Below are 17423 nucleotides of genomic sequence, written 5' to 3' on the forward strand. Positions count from 1 at the left end.
GCTGAACCCGGGGGAATGGGAGTCCGACCGAGGGCGTTTAATGGTCGTATGCCCCTCATCGGAGAATACGAGCCCGGCACCCAGCAGTGGGTGCGCGACCAGGTCGACCTGTACGAAAGCTCCGGAGGCACGGAAGGCACCACCCTGCGCGGGATGCCCGTCATCGTGCTCACCACCCTCGGGGCCAAGTCGGGCAAGCTGCGCAAGACCCCGCTGATGCGCGTGGAGCACGAGGGTGCCTACGCCGCCATCGCCTCCCTCGGCGGCAGCCCGAAGAACCCCGTCTGGTACGGCAATGTGGTGGCCCACCCTCTCATCGAGCTGCAGGATGGCCCCAGCCGTCAGGACATGCTGGCCCGCGAGGTCACCGGCACCGAACGCGCTGCGTGGTGGGAGCGGGCTGTGGCCGCGTTCCCCGACTACGCCGACTACGAAAAAAAGACCGACCGGGTCATCCCGGTGTTCGTGCTGGAAGCGGTTCCCCCCGCCGCTCCCGCTGCCGGCGCTCCCGCCACTACGACTGCCGCCGCGGCTGCTCCCGTCTCCTGACGGTGGCACGCGCGAATACCCGCGGTCCCCGAATCGACCGAATCGTGTTGGCCGGCCTGACCGACTCCGACGGCAGCGACCTCCGCGCCGGTGACAGCCGGGAGGCCGAGCGCTTCAGCGCATGCGACCTGTCCGGCCGGGACCTGACCGGCATCGGCTTCCAGGAGTGCGAGCTGCGCGGAGTCTCCCTCAGCGACACGCAGTTGCGCGGGGCATCCGTCGCCGACTGCGTGGCCCGCGAGCTGCACGCGGCCGTCTTCTGCGCGCCCCGCTCGAGCTGGCGGGACGTCAGGGTGGAGCACTCCCGGCTCGGGGTGCTCGAGCTCTACGAGGCCACCCTGCGCTCGGTGCACATCGACGAGTCCAAGCTCGACTTCGTGAACCTGCGCGGGGCGACGCTGATCGATGTGCTGCTCTCCAACTGCATCATCGAGGAGCTCGACCTCGGCGGCGCCACCGTGCAGCGCTTCGAGATGCGCGACTGCCGCGTCGGCACCCTCGATGTGACCCGTGCCACCCTCAAGGACGCCGACCTACGCTCGAGCGACTTCAGTGCCATCCACGGGCTTGAGGGGCTGCGCAGCGCCACCATCGATGACGCCCAGCTCAGCCTGCTTGCGCCCGTTTTCGCCGCACACCTCGGCATCATCGTCACCTAGCCGAGTCAGTCCCCGAGCCGCGGGCGCTGCGCAGATAGCCTGTCCCCAACGAATTCGACGGAGATTTTGCCAAAATCAGCCCCAGACCCGCTGAAAACAGGCCTTTGAGACAATATCTCCGTCGAATTGGTTCAACGCCGGGCAGCCGGCGACGGATGCCCGCACGCGCCCGATCGGAGAATCGCGCCCGATCAGGGAATCGCGCCCGCGATGATCTCGAGTTCGGATTTCGGCGTTTCGCGCTGGCTGGCGATGGCCGCGCCGGCCGCCACGCACACCACAAGGATGGCGATCTGCTGCTGCACCAGGAAGGTCTCCCCCAGTACCAGCGCGCCGAACAGCGCCGCGATCACGGGGCCGAAGCTGGTGATGATCGCGTAGAGGCGCGGGGTGATGCGGCGCAAGATGAAGGTGTCCAGCGTGTACGGGAACGCCGACGAAAGCACGCCGATGGCGAGCAGCAGCCCGATCACGCCCCAATTGAGGCTCGGCCAGTCGACCGTGAGCAGCGCGAACGGCACCAGCAAAGTCAGGCTGACGACGCTGGCCACGGAAATGCCCTCAAGCCCGGGGAAGGTCACGGCCACCTTGCGGGTCAGCAGAATGTAGGCCGCCCATGACGCCGCCGCGGTCAGGGCGAAGAGGATGCCGAGCAGATTGAGTGCCCCGTCAGACCAGGTGAGCAGGAACACCCCACCGGCCGCCGCGGTGGCGTAGACGAAGTCGAGCAGGCGGCGCGACGAGGCCAGCGCCAGAGCAAACGGACCGAGGAACTCGATCGTGGCCGCGATGCCGAGCCCGAGCAGGTCGACAGCCTCGTAGAAGGTGAGGTTCATCACCGCGAGCACGACACCGAGCGCCAGCGCCGGCCACAGCCGACGCCAGCTGAGGCCGGCCAGTTTTGGCCGGTAAAAGGGCAGCACCGTGGCGGCCATCACCAGCTGCCGCACTGCGACGACGACGGGCGAGCCGACAAGCGGAATGGCCAGACCGGCGAGGGACGACCCGAAGTTGATGCTCACCTCGGTCACGACCTGGGCGCCGGCACCGGTCAGGCGGTCGCGCTCGGCCGTCACGGTTCTCCTCCCCTGCGCCGGGTCAGGCGCGTTTCGCTAACGCTAGCGGAACACCGAGCGCGCCACCGCCGTGACCTCCAGCGGCACCCCGGCCGGCAGCAGCACGGCCAGCACCGGCGGACGCCAATAGGCACTCAGTGAAACCGTGGCGCTTTGCCCGTCGACGGATGCCGCACCGCTCACCCTCAGTCCCTCCATCCGGCCATCCGGGGTGGCTGCGAGAAACTCTTCCACGGCCGTCCGCACTCCAGCAGACGACAGGGAGGGTCGCAACTCCGCGCCCGAGCCGTCGACCGTGACGGCCATCGCGCCCAGGTCGAACGCCTCGGCCCCGGCGAGCGCAGCGCCGTCCGCGAGGGTCAGCAGGCGTTTGCGCTCCAGGTACAGAGAGGTCGCGGCCACGACGACGAGGATCAGCAGCAGGGCGAGGAAGCCGTAGAAGATCGTGAGGATGAGCGTCGATCCCTTCTCGCCTCCGGGCCGGATCGGCAGCCGGCGCCGCCACCGCGCCGCCCGCGATCCCGATGGCGTGCCCGCGAGCGCTGCCGCGCAGGCGACCGCCGAGCCTCCGCCGCCGCTCATCCGGCCCGCCAGAAGCGGGACACCGTCTGCGTGGCCTGGGCCTCCAGGGGAACACTGGCCGAGTCGCGCAGTGAGAGGAGGTCCGGCAGCAGCGGCAAGGCCACCCGGATGCGCACGGTGACCGTGACTGTGCTCTGCCGGGTCAGGCATCCGTTCACACCGGCCTCGCAGGCCACGTTTACCTCGGCACCCGCAGGGTCGATGCCGTAGTCCGTGAGCCCGAACTGCACGGCCCGCTCGGCGCGGGCGTTCGCCGCGGCCTCATCGGGCGCCTGGACGTAGACGCGTGCGGCCTGGCGGGCTGCTCCCTCCACGGCGAGGGCGCCGCCCTGCAGCGCCGCCATCGCCAACACCAGGTAGACGAGCGGCGCCAGCAGGATCAGGCCGGCCGTGATGAACTCCAGCGAGGCCGAACCCTGCTCTCCGTTCGCCGACCACACACGCCAACGGCTGACTCGGCCCCCACTACCGCAGGGTCTCGACCGCCGCATGTCCGACCACCTCCAGCCCGCGATCGACGCCGAACAGGGCCAGCAGCGGCAGCGGCGCCACGACGCGCACCTGCACGCTCGGGAACCCGCCATAGTCCCCATAGCTGGCCTCCACATCGGTTGCATACGCGGGCCCGATCGACGTCGTGATCAGCTCGCGGGTGCGTGCCGCACCCTCACCCAGCCCGCTGTCAGCGAGCGCGGCGTACCGGGCTCCCTCGGCGGCGGCGTCAAGCACGGTGTTGCGCACGAGCAGGGTCAGCCCCAGCTGCATGACGCCGAGCGTCAGCGCGGTCAGCAGTGCGCCGACCATCACGAATTCGGCGGCCGCCGACCCCTCCTCACCACCGAGCGATCGGGTTCGGTTCCCCCGCGTGCGCGTCACGGCCGGTCACATTCCGCTGACCCGGTCGATCGCCTGTTGGAACACGCCGCTCAACGCCGGACCGGCCAGACCCCAGATGATCATGACCAGCCCGGCCGTCATCAGGGTGATGAGCACCCATCCCGGAACGTCGCCTCGTTCATCGCCCCCGGCATCGCTCCACCGGTCGCGCACACGTCGCTGCAGTGTCTTCATGATTGACTCACTTTCTCTCGTGGGGACAGTGGTTCTCTCGTGCGGCAGTGGTTCAGTGGTTCAGTGGTTCAGAATCCGCTCTGCAGGATGAACAGGCCGGGGAAGATCGCGAACAGGATCGTCATGGGCAGAATCAGGAAAACGAGCGGTACCAACATTGCAATAAGGTACCTTCATGCAAGCAGTTATCTACACCCGCGTTAGCCTCGACCGCACCGGTGAGGCGCTCGCAGTTGTCCGCCAAGAGCAGGAGTGCCGCGCGCTGGCTGAGCGCCTGGGCCTTGACGTTGTGGCGGTGTACTCCGACAACGACATCAGCGCCACCAATGGAAAGGTACGCCCCAGCTTCGAGGCCATGCTTGCCTCTCAGCCGCAGGCCATCATCGCCTGGCATCAGGACCGTCTGCTGCGACTGACCCGTGACCTGGAGCGAGTAATCACCCTGAACGTGCCTGTGTACACCGTGACGGCGGGCACTCTCGACCTGACCACACCGGCAGGGCGTGCCGTAGCCCGCACCGTCGCCGTGTGGAGCCAGTACGAGGGCGAGCAGAAGGCCACACGGCAGGTCGCCGCCAACGTGCAGCGGGCAGTCAACGGAGTCCAGTCGGGGCGCATGGGCTACGGCTTCCGGCGTGAGGGTACTGCCGTTGTGCTGCACCCAGATGAGGCCACAACGATTCGGGCGGCGGTGCGTCGCATGCTCGACGGTGAATCATTGCGGGCGATCTGCAAAGACCTGGACGCCCAGCAGACCCCGACCCCAGGCCGAGGCGCACGTTGGAACTCGACCACGCTCAAGCAGTTGCTGCTACGGCCCAGCCTGGCAGGGCTGACTATCCACAGGGGTCAGGTAGTAGGCCGTGCCCCCGCTGACTCCCCTCGTGTCATCGACGAGGACACCCACGAACGGATCAAGGCGGTGCTCACCGACCCGAGTCGACGCTCCGGCACCCCCGGCAGGGCACCCAAGTACCTGCTCGGTGGCATCGCCCGGTGTGGCCGGTGCGGTGGTGGCATGGCGCGGGCCAACGGGAGGATGACAACCACCAAGGCAGGCGGGTCCAAGCGCCAGCCACCCAGCTACGTGTGTAGCGAGTGCTACCGCGTGCGCCGCAAGCAGGATGACGTGGACGCACTGGTGGAGGGCATTGTGGTGGGCCGGTTGCAGATGCCCGACGCCGCGCAGTTGTTCGCCACGGGTGACCCGGCAGCCCTGCAAGAGGCACGCGACACGATCGAGGCGCTAGACGCCCGCCTGTCCAACGCTGCGGACATGTTCGCGACAGGTGATATCGACGCTGCGCAGTTGACGCGCATCACCGAGCGGCTGCGGGCCGACCGCGCTCAGGCCGCTGCTGCAGTGGAAGCTGCACTACCTCCAGCCGTACCCGCCGAGTTGGTGGGTGGTGCTGCCGCTGAGGTATGGGCCGCGCTCAGCATGGACAGCAAGCGGGCCCTGCTGAACACACTGGTCGCCGTCACGATCCTGCCTGCGGGGTCCGGCAAGGCGTTCAACCCGGACACGGTGCGCGTCACCTGGAATGGCTAGCGACGCCGAGGCGCTGTGAATGATCAGAATTGCTGCCGAAGCCAGTCAGGCATGGACGGGTCGTCAACGCCCCAGGATTCCGCGATCGTTTCATCCTGCTGCCAAGTGTTCTCCTTGCCATCGAAGAACTTCTGTCTGTGGCACTTGTACTTGACGACGGTGGCGCCTTCGAGCCTGTACTCGTTCCAGTAGTAGTTCTGCTTCCCGTAGCCCTGCCACTCGTTAGTGGTGTAAATCGTCATGAAAGCAGAGCATACCGAGCCGTCGCCACCAGAGGGGCGAGGACGTCCGCTACAGCCTGACTAATCCGCAATCGGGGCAGCGCCAGAACGGGCGCTCGGGACTGCCGGCGATCTGAAGACGCACGAGGCACCGAGCGCAAGACGGATCGCTCAGCGCCTCCAGATCATCCTGCATCGCGCGATCTTATCGAGAGACACTCGGGCCGCGGGCGAGTTATCCACAGTGGACGCTCCTGAGTTCTTCCGGCTGACTCACCAGATCATCTCGCCGCTAAAGAGTCACTGCAAGCTTGTTCCGAAGGTGTGCCATCTTCGAATCGATGGCCATGCTTTGCCGCGGCCCAGTGAACGCGTTCACATGCGCCATGAGGTCCTGAGCGGGGCGGCTGACCAGCTTCGGAGTCAGTATCGCAATGAGGCGATCGAGCTGCTTCCTGGGGATCTCGCCGAGGTACTTGGATGATGCATCCGCGCCGGTCGCGTAGAGCAGGGCCAGGTTCGCCTCAGCGGGAGTCATGCTGAGGAGCATCTGCTCGTAGAGGCCGTCGGCCGCGAAGGCGATGCCGCTCGAACGTGCAAGGAAGGAATCGACCAAGCCGCTCGCATACTTCGCCCGGACGCCCGGCGGAACAGGCAGCGACCCGATGTAGGTCGCAAGCTCCTTCGCGATCGGCGGCTCGTTGTAGAAGTTGTTCATGCCAAGGTGAGCACCATGGAGGCGATCGAGGAGCACGTCGATCTCAGCTGCGCGGACATCCTCGGGAAGGTATGACGAGCCATCGACTGACTGGAGGAACTCCTTCGCGAGATCAGCCTGCGCGATGTCCAGGCTCGCCTTGAAACGCGCGAAACGCGTGCCGAAGGCGAACTTCATATCCTCAGAGAGGTTGGGCCACAGGTGCGGCAGAAGTAGACGCACGTTGTCACGAATGACAGGCGCGGAGTCAAGAGACACGTAGATGCCAAACAAGCCGTTGGCCAAGGTCTCGGACTGGTCCCTGCGTAGTCCGGCGAACAGAGTCGCGAAACCGGCGGCCTCCTCCTTCGTGACGATCGCAGTCTTCACATTCGCCAGGAGCCGCCCTGTCTGTACCATTGTCGGGGACTGAGGGAGGGTGATGACCTCCTTGATGCAGGTCTCCATATACCCGAGCAGTGAGTATGGCTGCAATTCATGCTGATTGGGGTGAGCGGCACTCGCGTGATTGCGCATGTGCCGCACGAGGTCGAGCTGCTGCTGGCCCAGGGGTGAGATGAATCCGACCTTCTGCGCGGCCCGGACCAGCTCGTCGTCGGTTACCTTCAATAGGTCGTCGGGGCCCTTGAGCTCCTTGCGCTTGTCTGCGGACACCGCGTTGTCGAAGAAGTAGTCGAGGTCGTAGTCGATGATCCGCTTGCGGAGCTCGCCGATCGTCTCGTCCCACAGATAGTTCAATGCGGCGTCAAACAATCCAGCGCTCACCGCCAGCATGAACTTCGACAGGTACATTGACGTCGCGCGCTTCTCGCGTGGGAGCCCCGCCATCGCACCGTCCATGTTCGAGAGAACCTGAACGCGCTGGTGCACCTCGACAAGCACACCCGATGACGGCAAGCCCATGATCTCTGCCTGTGCCAGTAGAGCGTTTTCGAACTGTGTGATGGTCGTGGTCATGTCCACCACTCCCGCGGGCTGCGCGGGAACCATCGCCATCGGGTCTGTCACTTGATCCTGCTCTCCGTCGAGGGATTCTCGAACGAATCAGTATCTCAGGAGATCAAGCCGCATGGGGCCGTAGTGGCGATCGACCTAGGTGTGGACACCAGCACACCGACGGGCAAGCTCGTGGCCAACGTGATGATGTCGGTCGCCGAGTGGGAGCGCGAGGTCATTGGCGAGCGCACGTCTGTCGCTATGCAGGCCGCCAAGCGTCAGGGCAGGCACATGGGTCGGGTATCCGTGCTGCCGCACAGCACCGGCGACCGCCTGCTGACCCTCCGAGCCACGCACACCCTGGCCGGGACCGCTGTACAGCTCAACGCCGAAGGGCTCACCACAGCGACCGGAACAGCTTGGTCGGCCAATACGGTGGCCAAGGTGCAGAAGCGCCTGCTTATCGCCTGAACATGCCCCGGCTAGTCGCCGTTTGATAGCTACCAGCTACTGAAGGGATCCGAAATGTCAGAGACCGCGTCGTCCTCGACTTCCGCGAGCGCCGTCATGTCCAACGGTATCTGCCCATTGTCGACCTCGTAAGCGAGAAAGGCTGAAAGTGCCTCGCGGTGCTCCGTTGACAGATCGCTGACGAGCGGAACCGTGGCTGCGAGCAGGTCGGCCATGAGGATGTTGCTCCGCGTTACACCTGTGCCAGTACGGTTCGCGAGGTCGACGTTCACTCGACCCGACCGTGTGGAAACGATGGACTGCGCTACCTCACCGGCACCTTCGAACGTCGCCGACAGGCCACGCAGACGATCCGTGCTGATCGCGCCCTCATCAATTTTCGCGCTGATATGTTCCGGGCCAGAGTGAACGCTGACCTCCACCAACTCAAACCCCTCAGATCGTTCAATGAACCGCTCGACCGAAACTGCCTGAGGCGTGTCCTTATCCAGGTGGTCCAGATCCTTTTTCGTGCCGCCGAGGATTGCGAAGAGGTGAGGTGCCTCGAAGCTAATATGACGACCACGCCGAGCCCAGCGAAACAACTCACCCACGGCTGCGGAGTCGACCCCAAGAGGGTCGCTCTTGACCACAGCCGCGCGCGCCGCCAAGACGTCAAGGTTGGCGCGAATCAGTCTCTGGATGTTGTCGTCGTCAGCATCGAAGTCGAGCGTGTCTAGGTCAGAAAGTTGCAGGCCGCGGCCTACGCGCTTCCAGAATCCATCATCCTCCGTGCGCATGTACTTCACGAGGTACCGCAAAGACTCCGGGTTGAGGCGACCGGACGTGTCCGCGCCGCCGGGGAACTGGCTAAGTGAGCCTTCGCTTCCCTCCCACACCGCTTGCAGCACACGATTCATGCGCCACGCCTGCGGCCCCCCGAGACGGTCGTCGATGGCATTCACGGCCATGGCTGTGGGTTCGAACTCAACCTGCGCAGCCGCACCGAACCCCCGCGCCACCACGTCAGCCAGATCTACAGCCTCATTGGCCACGAACGTGCCGCGCCCGCCCTGGACCAGCGCATTGCTCAGCATGTTGGCGGTCGAGTCGGTTTTCTTCCGGTCGATCAAACGTTCCAGAGCGCTTGGCTCCGTGAACATCGCGTCTGTGTCGGATATGACCGCATCAACGGCTTTCTGGGCCTGTTCCGATTCTTCACTCGTAAGTCCGAAAATAAGCGGATCGCGCGTGTCGATTAGCGCCACGTCGTCCACCAGTGCATCAAGGTCGTACGCCAGGCGCAGGTACACCCGCCGACTGCTCGCATCCGGCCACGTCATAACGAAGTCAGGTGCAAACGTGTGATTGAAGTAATTAGTGGACTTGATGTCCGCGGTGGAGTCGAGTGCTTCCAACTCTTTGGCTACCGCGTCCTTAACGCGGAAGATTGATTCGTTTGGTGAGGGGTCGAACAACCCATCGTGGATGAGTGCAGCGAAGCCTGACACAGCCATCAGTAGCCCTTCTCGGCCTCGTACTGCTCGATGACGCCTCGGTGGACGTTGGAGATCACCAGGGTCTCCTGCTTCTCGGAGAGGATGATGAACCAGAGTCTGCTCGCAACGGCCGACACTGCGTCGGGGTCGATGCTGGCCTCAGCCTTCGCAGCATCCGTCTCACCAAACACCCGCTCACGGTTCGCAAGCACATGCTTCTTCACGTAGTCAGCTGTCGTGAGCTCAGGCCACTTCGTGATGTCATGAGGGCTCCACGCGATCCACATGAAGTGGTCACAGAACCCAGGCTTGTCTAGGTAGGCGACATAGCATTGCGCCAAAAACTTTGAGTAGTGCTCACCAAGATCGTGCGGCTTGGCGTAGTTCTTCGACTCGGCAAAGAACATCTGGCCGTCGAAGTCGCCGTACTTGAGCGTGCCACCGAGGTCGAATGAAAATGTCTGCCCTCCATATGGCCACGAGAAGGTTAATTTCTCGATAGCAGGCGGGTTGGGGTTGACCCAATGAGCGTTGACGCGCGTAGTCGATTCAAGCCAACGCTTCGCTCGCTTCGCGCCATCCGCACCCTTAGCTTGCGCCGCCTCGCCTTTGATCCCCGCCATGATCCGAACATTAGCGCAGTCTCAGCGCGTGCTCGCGCACACCGATACGGAACCACCGCGTGGACGCGCCTCCCGCTAGGACGCCGGGAGCGTGTAGCGCAGGTGGGTCGGACGAAGGGCGCTGTCACTCGGAACCCATTCCGACCAGATGCGCACTATCCCCCCAGAAGTGACGATGGAACCGTCAGCGCCCCGGGAAGCACTTATCCCGTCGACAACAAACAGGTCTGTCGGCTGATAGTTCCGGGCATGGTCAACCTCACCTTGCGTGAGCTGCACACTATCTACCTCGTCACCGACCGAGCCCTTGACCTCGACATGACGCTCTATCCCGTCCAACGTCACGCGCAGGTCGTAAGGCTTGCCCAGCTCCTCAATCTGGGCCGCGCCACCGGCCAGGTAGTGCTCAATAGCCATACGGACGGCGTGCTGTTCGAGAGCAGTGCGCTTCTCCGCATCCGCCATATACCCCTGACCGCGCCCAGCACGTGCTGTCGTCCGGCGACCGCTCGCCGTTGCGGCCACATCGACATCCGGACGGTCGAAAAGGAGCGCCACGAGGGCGGCGGGGAACTTGGTGAGGTAACCCTGTTGAGCGCGCAGTTCACGACCGCCGTAGTTCTGGAAGGGCGCATAGATCGGCTTACCGTGGGCGCGGGTGAGGCCGGCGATCACCTCCAACACCTCGGCACGACGAGCGTTCAGGGCTGACCGTGTGACAGGACGCTCCAGCTCTGTATAGCCGGTCAGTGGCATGTTCCACGTCGGCCCGACCGTGGGCACTCCACGCTCCCGCCCCCTGGTACCGCGCGCCTGCCAAGACCAGGTGATTGTCTCCAACGGGCCAGCGGCTTCCGACCACCCGAGGATGCCAGGCTCGCCGGAAGGAGTCTTGTGCCAATGGAACACTCGATCGCCCGGTCGCACATACGAGGTGAGCTGGTAGGACCACGAGGGGTTACCATCGATGGCTGCTTTCGGAGCGCGCAGATAATCCCCCAATCCAACTGGCTCTTGCCTGATCTCCAGCCAATAGATCTCCTCGGGGTCCGCATCCCACCAGTTGTGAATAGCCATAAGTCGACTCTGGCAGACCCTGACTTGCCTGAAGGGCCCCTTCCAGCCCCGACACTCGGGTAGTGCGATGTGAAGGGCTACCTAAACGTCCCGGCCGCGGTACTGCCACGACTGTGGTTCGCCGCCCCTCACCTACGGGGAGCTAGGAGACGCCGCGCCCAGTAGGGGCTCAATAGCAGCGTACGCATCGACCCCGTGGAGTAGGAGATCTCCTGGCATCGCGATAAGAGCACCGATCACCAGAACCTTCTTCCCGAGGTCGACGATCTTGTCCATCACTGATGGGACTTGAACGATCGCGACCCGCACCTGGGGCCGAAGCAAGATCCCCCCAGCGAAGCGATCAAACTCCCGAACGATGCCTTCCGGTCCGGATATTTTGAACAAGTCGACCGCGCGAACAATAGACTCCGCGTTTTCCCAAAGGAGGTTGCTCACTTCCTCAGGAAGGGCGGAATCCGACTTCGTCGCTTCCACCATGATCTCGGATGCGAGGCGACGAATGGCATCCAGCGTCGATTCGTCTTCGGAGGATTCGGCCGTTTGCGGATTCGACAGGCCGTGGCTAAGAATATCGCTGCAGGTTTCCAGATCCGAGAGCGTGCCTTTATCGAAGTGACTCTTGAGGATCTGGATTGTGGTCGACGTCGTCGACGGCGCGTAGGACATGACAATCTCGGCCCCGTCGACCCCTCTGACGAGTCGAGGCTTTGCGATCGGAGGCTTTGTTAGCTGCTCAACTTGCAGCCTGACCTGATCGGGCAGCACAAGCATGGTCGCGACCGCGGAAAAGAACTTCGCGGGCTCGTTCGTGAGATCCGCTTCGAAGTAACCTCCCCACACTGCGGAAACTGTTGCGCCGTCCGGGCTATCCCAGATCATCGTAAGAAACTCAAAGAGGCGACCGGCAGGATTCAGGTAGTGCGGATTCATGACTCCTCGTCTGGCTCTGCGCTGCGCATACTTGTCACGAACATGGAGCCGCCTCTACAGCCGAGCCAGCAACTCGGACTTCTTTTGGCTGAACTCCTCGTCCGTGAGGACTCCTGCGGACTTCAGCTCTCCCAGCTTGGCAAGCCGAGCCATCACGTCTTCCTCGGGCACCGAAAGAACAGGTTCGGGAGCGACAGACGTCGGCGCCGCAGACGGAACCTGCTGGGACGGGTGGGTTCCGAGTATTAGCTGCGTGAGCACGCTCTTGACGTGGGCAGCGTCCGAGTGTGACACCCGGAAGTCGACGGTGTTGCCTGAGGTAATCACCGAAACCTTAGTGTTCAAGATCCCGTCTCGGGACGTCGTGACGCTCGACATGCTCTTGACGGGGATCATCTCTGTCCCGCTCTTCCCGTTCTTGAAGCCCGTCGCGAGAAGCGACATTCCGCCAGTCAACAAGCCAGCAGTGAGTTTCCCACCCGACACTCCCCGAGGTCTGATCCACTCGATCCGATCCCGGAAGACGGAGACGGTAGCGTTCTTGCCATCAATGTGAGACGTGAAAGTGAAAAATGGTCTTGCGTCCATGGCTGGACCCCCCGTTGCGCGATACCAATGATTCTTGAAATGTATCAGCCGACGAGGGGGCGCCGCGCCTAAGGCGAGCAGAGCGTGTGGGGTGCCGTTTCATCCTCGGGGCTTTGCGGCTGCAGAGTTGCTTCTGCGGCCGGATCGGCACGAGTCAGGGACCGAATCCACCGGCTCAAAGAACTCCCTGATAGGCCGCGGCGCCCGCCGCCCCGCTACGCTCCCCCGCCAGCCTTCACAAACGCCCTGAGCGCCGGGACGCTGGGAACGTCCACCCACAGCCGGATCGATCCACCCAGCACAGAAGTCCCGCCTACCCGGAAGGCGTCGAAGCTGAGTCCATCCAGAATCGGCGCGATGGACGCCGCCTTCACCGAGGAGACGTACCCCACCTTTCTGCCCTTGCCGTAGACGGCTACGGCGTTGGGATCAACCTTGCTACGGGGCTCCCGTTTCAGAAGGTACTCAGTGCCGCCGTGTGCGGCGCGGCCGGTGTCCGTCACCCAGAAGGACGAACCGACAATACGCATGCGCGTCGACGGCACGCTCCGAAGATCAAGCACGACGATAGAATCCTCATCCAGAACCACCTTCTTCACTCCGGGCGCATGTACCTCCGGCGTGCGCTTAGCTTCCATTTCGGCGACCCAATCGTCGAAAGTGCTGTTCGACGGCTCGACTGTTTGGGTCTCCACGCTGCCGTCTGGGCGTTTCACCGTGAACGTCCGGGCAGCCGGATGGATTACCGGCGCTGGTGGTGTCGCAGGCGCTGTCGGAGGAGTCTTCGAGTTGCGGCCCAAGAGGCGGTCGATCAGTCCCATAACCGGAGCCTAGCGGCTGGCCCTCGGGCCAGCGGGAGGGAGCTCCATCGCTCCTGAGCCGTGGCAGGGCCAGTTGCATCGACTGGGACGACCCGTCCTGCCCCGCTCGTGGCCGCGAGTTCACGCCGGAGGCGATCGCCTTGGCGTCCGGGTCCCGGCGTCGTCGACGTCTGCTCACATCACGGGGTCGTGAGCATGGACGCACTTCGCTTCGATGAACGAGGCTCCGGCCCGCAACAGTCGCGGCCGATCCTCCACCCGGTCCCGATCGACGACCGTTATGTTGATATGACGTCGGCTTCGAGAACGGAAACAATCATGCGCGTATTCATCAGCTGGTCTGGCCCTAAAACCCAACTCCTCGGGCAAGCCTTGAAGGATTGGCTCCCGCACGTGACGATGGGTCACGTGACGGCCTTCTTGTCAAGCAAGGACATCAAGAAAGGCTCACGCGGGCTGACGGTAATCGCTGAGGAACTTGAGGGCATCGATTTCGGTCTCGTTCTTCTTACGAAGGAGAATCAGCATGAATCCTGGATCCAATACGAATCAGGAGCCCTAGGCCGCAGTTTGCAGGAAGGGCGAGTCACACCGCTCCTGGTCGACCTCACTGAGAAAGACGTAACCGGCCCGCTCACACAGTTTCAAATGACGCTCCTCGCCAACAAGGAGGACGTCTTCACTCTCGTCACCGAACTGAGTGCCGCACTCGACGTCCCTCTGCCAACAGAAGAGGCCCGGGTGCTGTTCGATCACTACTGGCCAGATCTCGAGCGAGCCGTTGCGATCGCAGCCAAGGGCTCACCGGTCCCCGAGGCGACACGGTCACAAGAATCGATGCTAGAAGAAATACTTCTAGGTATGCGCCGGTTGCAACGGGACAAGCCACGACCAGCCGTGTGGGCGTTAAGTAGTGAGGCAGACGATGACTCTGTGGTGGATGAACTGCGATCCTTGCTGCCGGAGGCGAATCGCATCCGCATCGTGCAGCACAGTTTCACCGGCCAACGAGTCTGTCTGGTGGACACATCTGATCGATCAGGAATCCCGGAAGGACGGAGCCAGGAATGTGGCACGGACCTCGCTGCGCTGGCTCTTTCTTTTGGTGGCGAAATACGGATTCGCAACGACGACGGACAGAGCACGACTTACTTCCCAGATTTCCGGAGTCCGCGTCGTCGCATGATCGGGCCGAAGCCAAAAGAGCCCATCGATTTCAGGGACTCCGAGGGGGGCGCCTATGAGAGTGCCGAAGAAGCAGAGTCGGCATAACTAGAGAACTGAGGGGTGAAGCACCCCGCTGGCACATGTGTCAATAGTGGTCAATCGGAAGCCCGCTGTTCAGGGCGATGAGCAGGTCGAGACTCTCGGCTTCGCGCACCTCGCCGACGATCAGCCGGTCGGGGCGCATCCGCAGCCACTCCTTGATCAGGCTGCGCAGGGTGATCTCCCCGGTTCCCTCGAGGCTCGGCTGGCGGCACTGCATCGCCACGACGTCGCGCGCGGCCAGGTCGAGTTCGAACGTCTCCTCCACCGTCACGATGCGCTCGTTCTTGCGCGTGGCCGAGAGCAGGGCGTTGAGCATGGTGGTCTTGCCGGTCTGGGTGCCACCGGAGACGAGGATGTTCTGCCCGGCCAGCACGCACATGCGCAGAAACTCGGACGATTGCTGCGTAAGCGACCCGAGCCCGACCAGCTGGTTCAGGTCGCGGATGCGCCGGGTGAACTTGCGAATATTGACCGCCCAGTGCTGGCGCGTGATATCCGGGATGACCACGTGTAACCGCGACCCGTCGGGCAGAGAGGCATCGACGAACGGGGAGGAGAGGTCGACGCGGCGGCCGGAGGCCTGCAGCATCCGCTCGACCAGGTCGCGCACCTCCCGCGCGGTGAGCACCATGGTGGTCAGCTCGGGCACCCCGTCGCGGGCCACGAACACCCGGCTGGGCGCGTTGATCCAGATTTCCTCGATGCCGGGATCGTCGAGGAACGGTTGCAGCGCCCCGAACCCGGTCAGTGAGGCCACGACCTCGCGCGCCGCCTGGCGCTCGTCGGCGATCAGCGGCAGGGAGTTGCCGAGCGCCCGCTCGGCGTAGCGCTGCACCTCGTCGCGCACGTACTGCTCGGCGAGCCCGGAGTTCGACGCCAGGTCGACGCCGTCGCGACGCACCCGAGTGCGAACCTGCTCGGTGATGATGCGCACGGCTTCGCTCATTCCTGCATGATCGCCCATCACTCGCCGACCACGCCCGACTTATCCACAGCCACGCGCCCGGAGACGTGCCGATCTGGCCGACCCGTGCGGCGATGCGGCAGTGCGGTGGCCCCGGTGCCCGGTCCACAGAGGTGGCCAACGCTCACGGGCGGGGCTCTCCCGCGAAGTACACTGGAAGCGCACTTCGCGGGAGTGGTGAAATTGGCAGACACGCAGGATTTAGGTTCCTGTGCTTTCGAGCGTGGGGGTTCAAGTCCCCTCTCCCGCACATGAGTCACATCTCGGCCCTGGACGGCCAATTGAACGAACTGCTGGAGAGTACCAGCGTCGTGCTGTTCTACCTGCTCGTTTGGGCCCTTGTCTTCGCCGGAACGGCGGTGTTCCTCGGGGTCTTCATCCCGTTCATCACCGGCGACTCCCTGCTTTTCGGCTCCGGCCTGGTGGCTGCATCCACACCGAGCCTGAGCATCGCCGTTCTGGCCGTCGGAACCGGCATCGCCGCGTTCCTGGGTGACCAGGTCGGTTTCCTGCTCGGGCGCCACTTCGGCCGCTCCTACCTGGACCGCCACGGCGGCCGCCACACCCGCACGGCCATCGCCAAGACGGAGACCTTCTACCGCAAGTACGGCTGGTGGTCGGTGGTCATCGCCCGGTTCATGCCATGGGGCCGCGTCTTCGTGCCCGTGATCGCCGGCGTCGGCCGCATGAACTACTACACGTTCCTGACCAGCAATCTGGTCGGAGCCCTGGCCTGGGGCGTGGGTCTTACCCTGACCGGCTACTACGCGGCCGCCATCCCCGGCGTGAAGAGCACCGCCTATGTCATCGCCGGGGTCTTCATCACCGCCTCAATCGTCTTCGGCATGCGCACCCTGCTGATGGATCGCGCCCAGAACCGGCTGGATGCCCGCAGCGCGCTCCTCGACGACCCGACAGTGGTCCAGGCCCCCTGACCCACTGCGAGCCCACGGCGCACTGTCGGAAAACCGCGTTAGCCTGTATCAGAGCACACAGTGATCCCGCCGCCCGGCCGATCTGACCGACGCCCACAGGAGTTTCTTAGTGATTCATACAGCCCTGCTTCCCACGGCAGTCATCCCCTGGCTCGACCCGGAAGTCCTGATCAACGGGTTCGGGCCCTGGGCCCTCCTGGGCGTCTGTGCAATCGTCTTCGCCGAGACCGGCCTGCTGGTGGGGTTTTTGCTTCCCGGCGACACCCTGCTGGTCATCACCGGCCTGCTGACCTTTGCCGGGGTCATCCAGATCGACATCTGGTGGGTGGCCCTGGCCATCGGATTCTCGGCCTTTTTCGGCGGAGAAGTCGGCTATCTGATCGGGCACAAGTTCGGGCCCAGGGTCTTCGAGCGCAAAGAATCCGGTCTGTTCAGCATCAAGAACGTCGAGCGCACGAACGCGTTCTTCGTTCGCTTCGGCGGCGTGGCCGTCATCGTGGCCCGCTTCGTGCCGATCGTGCGCACCTTCGCCCCGGTCGCGGCCGGCGTCGGCCACATGGACTACCGCAAATACTCGCTGTACAACCTGATCGGCGCCCTCCTCTGGGGCACCGGCCTCACCTACTTCGGCTTCTTCCTGGGCTACATCCCGCCAGTCGCAGATTTCGTTCAGAACTACATCGACATCATTTTGCTGGCCGCGGTCTTCATCACGCTCATCCCCACCGTTTTCCACTACCTACAGTCCGCGTCCAGAGCCCGCCGGGACGCACGCACCGGACGGACCATCCAAACCGGAAGCCTCGTCCTCGACGCCGACGCCTTCGAGGACATCCACAAGCACACGCACGACGAGCACACGCACGACGAGCACAAGCACGACCTCTGAGCTCAACACAG

At 63.9% G+C, this 17423-nt stretch carries 20 protein-coding genes, 1 tRNA gene and 1 pseudogene; 8 read left to right on the top strand and 14 right to left on the bottom strand.

The window, feature by feature from the left end:
* Positions 1 to 48 precede the first annotated feature (48 nt).
* Together E3O28_RS11340 and E3O28_RS11345 are read left to right on the top strand one after the other, a co-directional pair.
* Entirely contained in the window at positions 49 to 549 is a 501-nt protein-coding gene (locus E3O28_RS11340; protein ID WP_134342960.1) for a nitroreductase family deazaflavin-dependent oxidoreductase, read from the top strand.
* A gap of 2 nt (positions 550 to 551) precedes the next feature.
* A complete protein-coding gene (locus E3O28_RS11345; protein WP_166784803.1) occupies positions 552 to 1208 on the top strand; it encodes a pentapeptide repeat-containing protein in 657 nt (218 codons plus the stop codon).
* 191 nt (positions 1209 to 1399) lie between these two features.
* Here E3O28_RS11345 and E3O28_RS11350 read toward each other — a convergent pair whose 3' ends face one another.
* Genes E3O28_RS11350 through E3O28_RS11370 form a run of 5 tightly spaced genes read right to left on the bottom strand, consistent with a single transcriptional unit; the run spans position 1400 to position 3937 of the window.
* Positions 1400 to 2284 carry an EamA family transporter gene (locus E3O28_RS11350; protein ID WP_104193868.1) on the bottom strand — a complete coding sequence of 295 codons (885 nt, stop codon included), beginning with the start codon at positions 2282 to 2284 and terminating at the stop codon, positions 1400 to 1402.
* A gap of 42 nt (positions 2285 to 2326) precedes the next feature.
* Positions 2327 to 2866, bottom strand: coding sequence for a pilus assembly protein TadG-related protein (locus E3O28_RS11355; RefSeq protein WP_104171588.1), 540 nt, complete (start codon positions 2864 to 2866; stop codon positions 2327 to 2329).
* A complete protein-coding gene (locus E3O28_RS11360) occupies positions 2863 to 3306 on the bottom strand; it encodes a hypothetical protein (protein ID WP_104171587.1) in 444 nt (147 codons plus the stop codon). Before E3O28_RS11360 ends, E3O28_RS11355 begins: the two co-directional genes overlap by 4 nt.
* 25 nt (positions 3307 to 3331) lie before the next feature.
* On the bottom strand, positions 3332 to 3742 hold the full coding sequence (locus E3O28_RS11365) for a TadE family protein (protein ID WP_233191293.1): 411 nt from the start codon (positions 3740 to 3742) through the stop codon (positions 3332 to 3334).
* A 6-nt stretch (positions 3743 to 3748) separates the two neighbouring features.
* Positions 3749 to 3937 (bottom strand): hypothetical protein, encoded by a 189-nt coding sequence (locus tag E3O28_RS11370; protein WP_104100207.1) that lies wholly within the window; start codon positions 3935 to 3937, stop codon positions 3749 to 3751.
* A gap of 175 nt (positions 3938 to 4112) precedes the next feature.
* On the opposite strand from E3O28_RS11370, the gene E3O28_RS11375 reads away from it, so the two are divergent.
* Entirely contained in the window at positions 4113 to 5489 is a 1377-nt protein-coding gene (locus E3O28_RS11375; RefSeq protein WP_134416046.1) for a recombinase family protein, read from the top strand.
* Positions 5490 to 5512: 23 nt separating this feature from the next.
* Here the strand turns inward: E3O28_RS11375 and E3O28_RS11380 are convergent, their stop codons facing one another.
* Both E3O28_RS11380 and E3O28_RS11385 read right to left on the bottom strand, forming a co-directional pair.
* Complete coding sequence (locus E3O28_RS11380; protein ID WP_134416048.1) at positions 5513 to 5731, bottom strand: hypothetical protein; 219 nt, start codon at positions 5729 to 5731, stop codon at positions 5513 to 5515.
* A gap of 271 nt (positions 5732 to 6002) precedes the next feature.
* Positions 6003 to 7385: a hypothetical protein gene (locus E3O28_RS11385; protein WP_134416050.1), complete on the bottom strand. Its 1383-nt coding sequence runs from the start codon at positions 7383 to 7385 to the stop codon at positions 6003 to 6005.
* Positions 7386 to 7508: 123 nt separating this feature from the next.
* Between E3O28_RS11385 and E3O28_RS11390 the strand changes: the two genes are divergently transcribed.
* Positions 7509 to 7835 carry a recombinase family protein gene (locus E3O28_RS11390; protein ID WP_241973110.1) on the top strand — a complete coding sequence of 109 codons (327 nt, stop codon included), beginning with the start codon at positions 7509 to 7511 and terminating at the stop codon, positions 7833 to 7835.
* Between the two features lie 29 nt (positions 7836 to 7864).
* On the opposite strand, the gene E3O28_RS11395 is transcribed toward E3O28_RS11390, so the two are convergent.
* From E3O28_RS11395 to E3O28_RS11420, 6 genes are all read right to left on the bottom strand, one after another.
* A complete protein-coding gene (locus tag E3O28_RS11395; protein ID WP_134416052.1) occupies positions 7865 to 9331 on the bottom strand; it encodes a hypothetical protein in 1467 nt (488 codons plus the stop codon).
* Positions 9331 to 9936 (bottom strand): hypothetical protein, encoded by a 606-nt coding sequence (locus tag E3O28_RS11400; RefSeq protein WP_134416054.1) that lies wholly within the window; start codon positions 9934 to 9936, stop codon positions 9331 to 9333. The genes E3O28_RS11395 and E3O28_RS11400 overlap by 1 nt, the downstream gene beginning before the upstream one ends.
* A gap of 75 nt (positions 9937 to 10011) precedes the next feature.
* Positions 10012 to 11013 (bottom strand): DUF3883 domain-containing protein, encoded by a 1002-nt coding sequence (locus E3O28_RS11405; protein WP_134416056.1) that lies wholly within the window; start codon positions 11011 to 11013, stop codon positions 10012 to 10014.
* Between the two features lie 132 nt (positions 11014 to 11145).
* A complete protein-coding gene (locus E3O28_RS11410) occupies positions 11146 to 11946 on the bottom strand; it encodes a hypothetical protein (protein WP_134416058.1) in 801 nt (266 codons plus the stop codon).
* Between the two features lie 54 nt (positions 11947 to 12000).
* The gene (locus E3O28_RS16700; RefSeq protein WP_134416060.1) at positions 12001 to 12390 is read right to left on the bottom strand and encodes an SHOCT domain-containing protein; all 390 of its coding nucleotides are present in this window, start codon (positions 12388 to 12390) and stop codon (positions 12001 to 12003) included.
* A 359-nt stretch (positions 12391 to 12749) separates the two neighbouring features.
* On the bottom strand, positions 12750 to 13355 hold the full coding sequence (locus tag E3O28_RS11420) for an HIRAN domain-containing protein (protein WP_134416062.1): 606 nt from the start codon (positions 13353 to 13355) through the stop codon (positions 12750 to 12752).
* 189 nt (positions 13356 to 13544) lie between these two features.
* Here E3O28_RS11420 and E3O28_RS11425 point away from each other — a divergent pair, with 189 nt between their 5' ends.
* The gene (locus E3O28_RS11425; RefSeq protein ID WP_134416064.1) at positions 13545 to 14627 is read left to right on the top strand and encodes a TIR domain-containing protein; all 1083 of its coding nucleotides are present in this window, start codon (positions 13545 to 13547) and stop codon (positions 14625 to 14627) included.
* Positions 14628 to 14682: 55 nt separating this feature from the next.
* On the opposite strand, the pseudogene E3O28_RS11430 reads toward E3O28_RS11425, so the two are convergent.
* Positions 14683 to 15570: pseudogene (locus tag E3O28_RS11430) on the bottom strand (ATPase, T2SS/T4P/T4SS family); the annotation flags it as partial.
* Positions 15571 to 15756: 186 nt separating this feature from the next.
* Here E3O28_RS11430 and E3O28_RS11435 point away from each other — a divergent pair.
* From E3O28_RS11435 to E3O28_RS11445, 3 genes are all read left to right on the top strand, one after another.
* Positions 15757 to 15838, top strand: a tRNA-Leu gene (locus tag E3O28_RS11435).
* A 1-nt stretch (position 15839) separates the two neighbouring features.
* Positions 15840 to 16523 (top strand): DedA family protein, encoded by a 684-nt coding sequence (locus tag E3O28_RS11440; protein ID WP_104100211.1) that lies wholly within the window; start codon positions 15840 to 15842, stop codon positions 16521 to 16523.
* Between the two features lie 124 nt (positions 16524 to 16647).
* Positions 16648 to 17412, top strand: a complete 765-nt coding sequence (locus tag E3O28_RS11445) for a VTT domain-containing protein (RefSeq protein ID WP_104100285.1) — start codon at positions 16648 to 16650, stop codon at positions 17410 to 17412.
* Positions 17413 to 17423: the final 11 nt, after the last annotated feature.

The organism is Cryobacterium sp. TMT2-14, from assembly GCF_004402465.1.
GTDB classification, from domain to species: domain Bacteria; phylum Actinomycetota; class Actinomycetes; order Actinomycetales; family Microbacteriaceae; genus Cryobacterium; species Cryobacterium sandaracinum.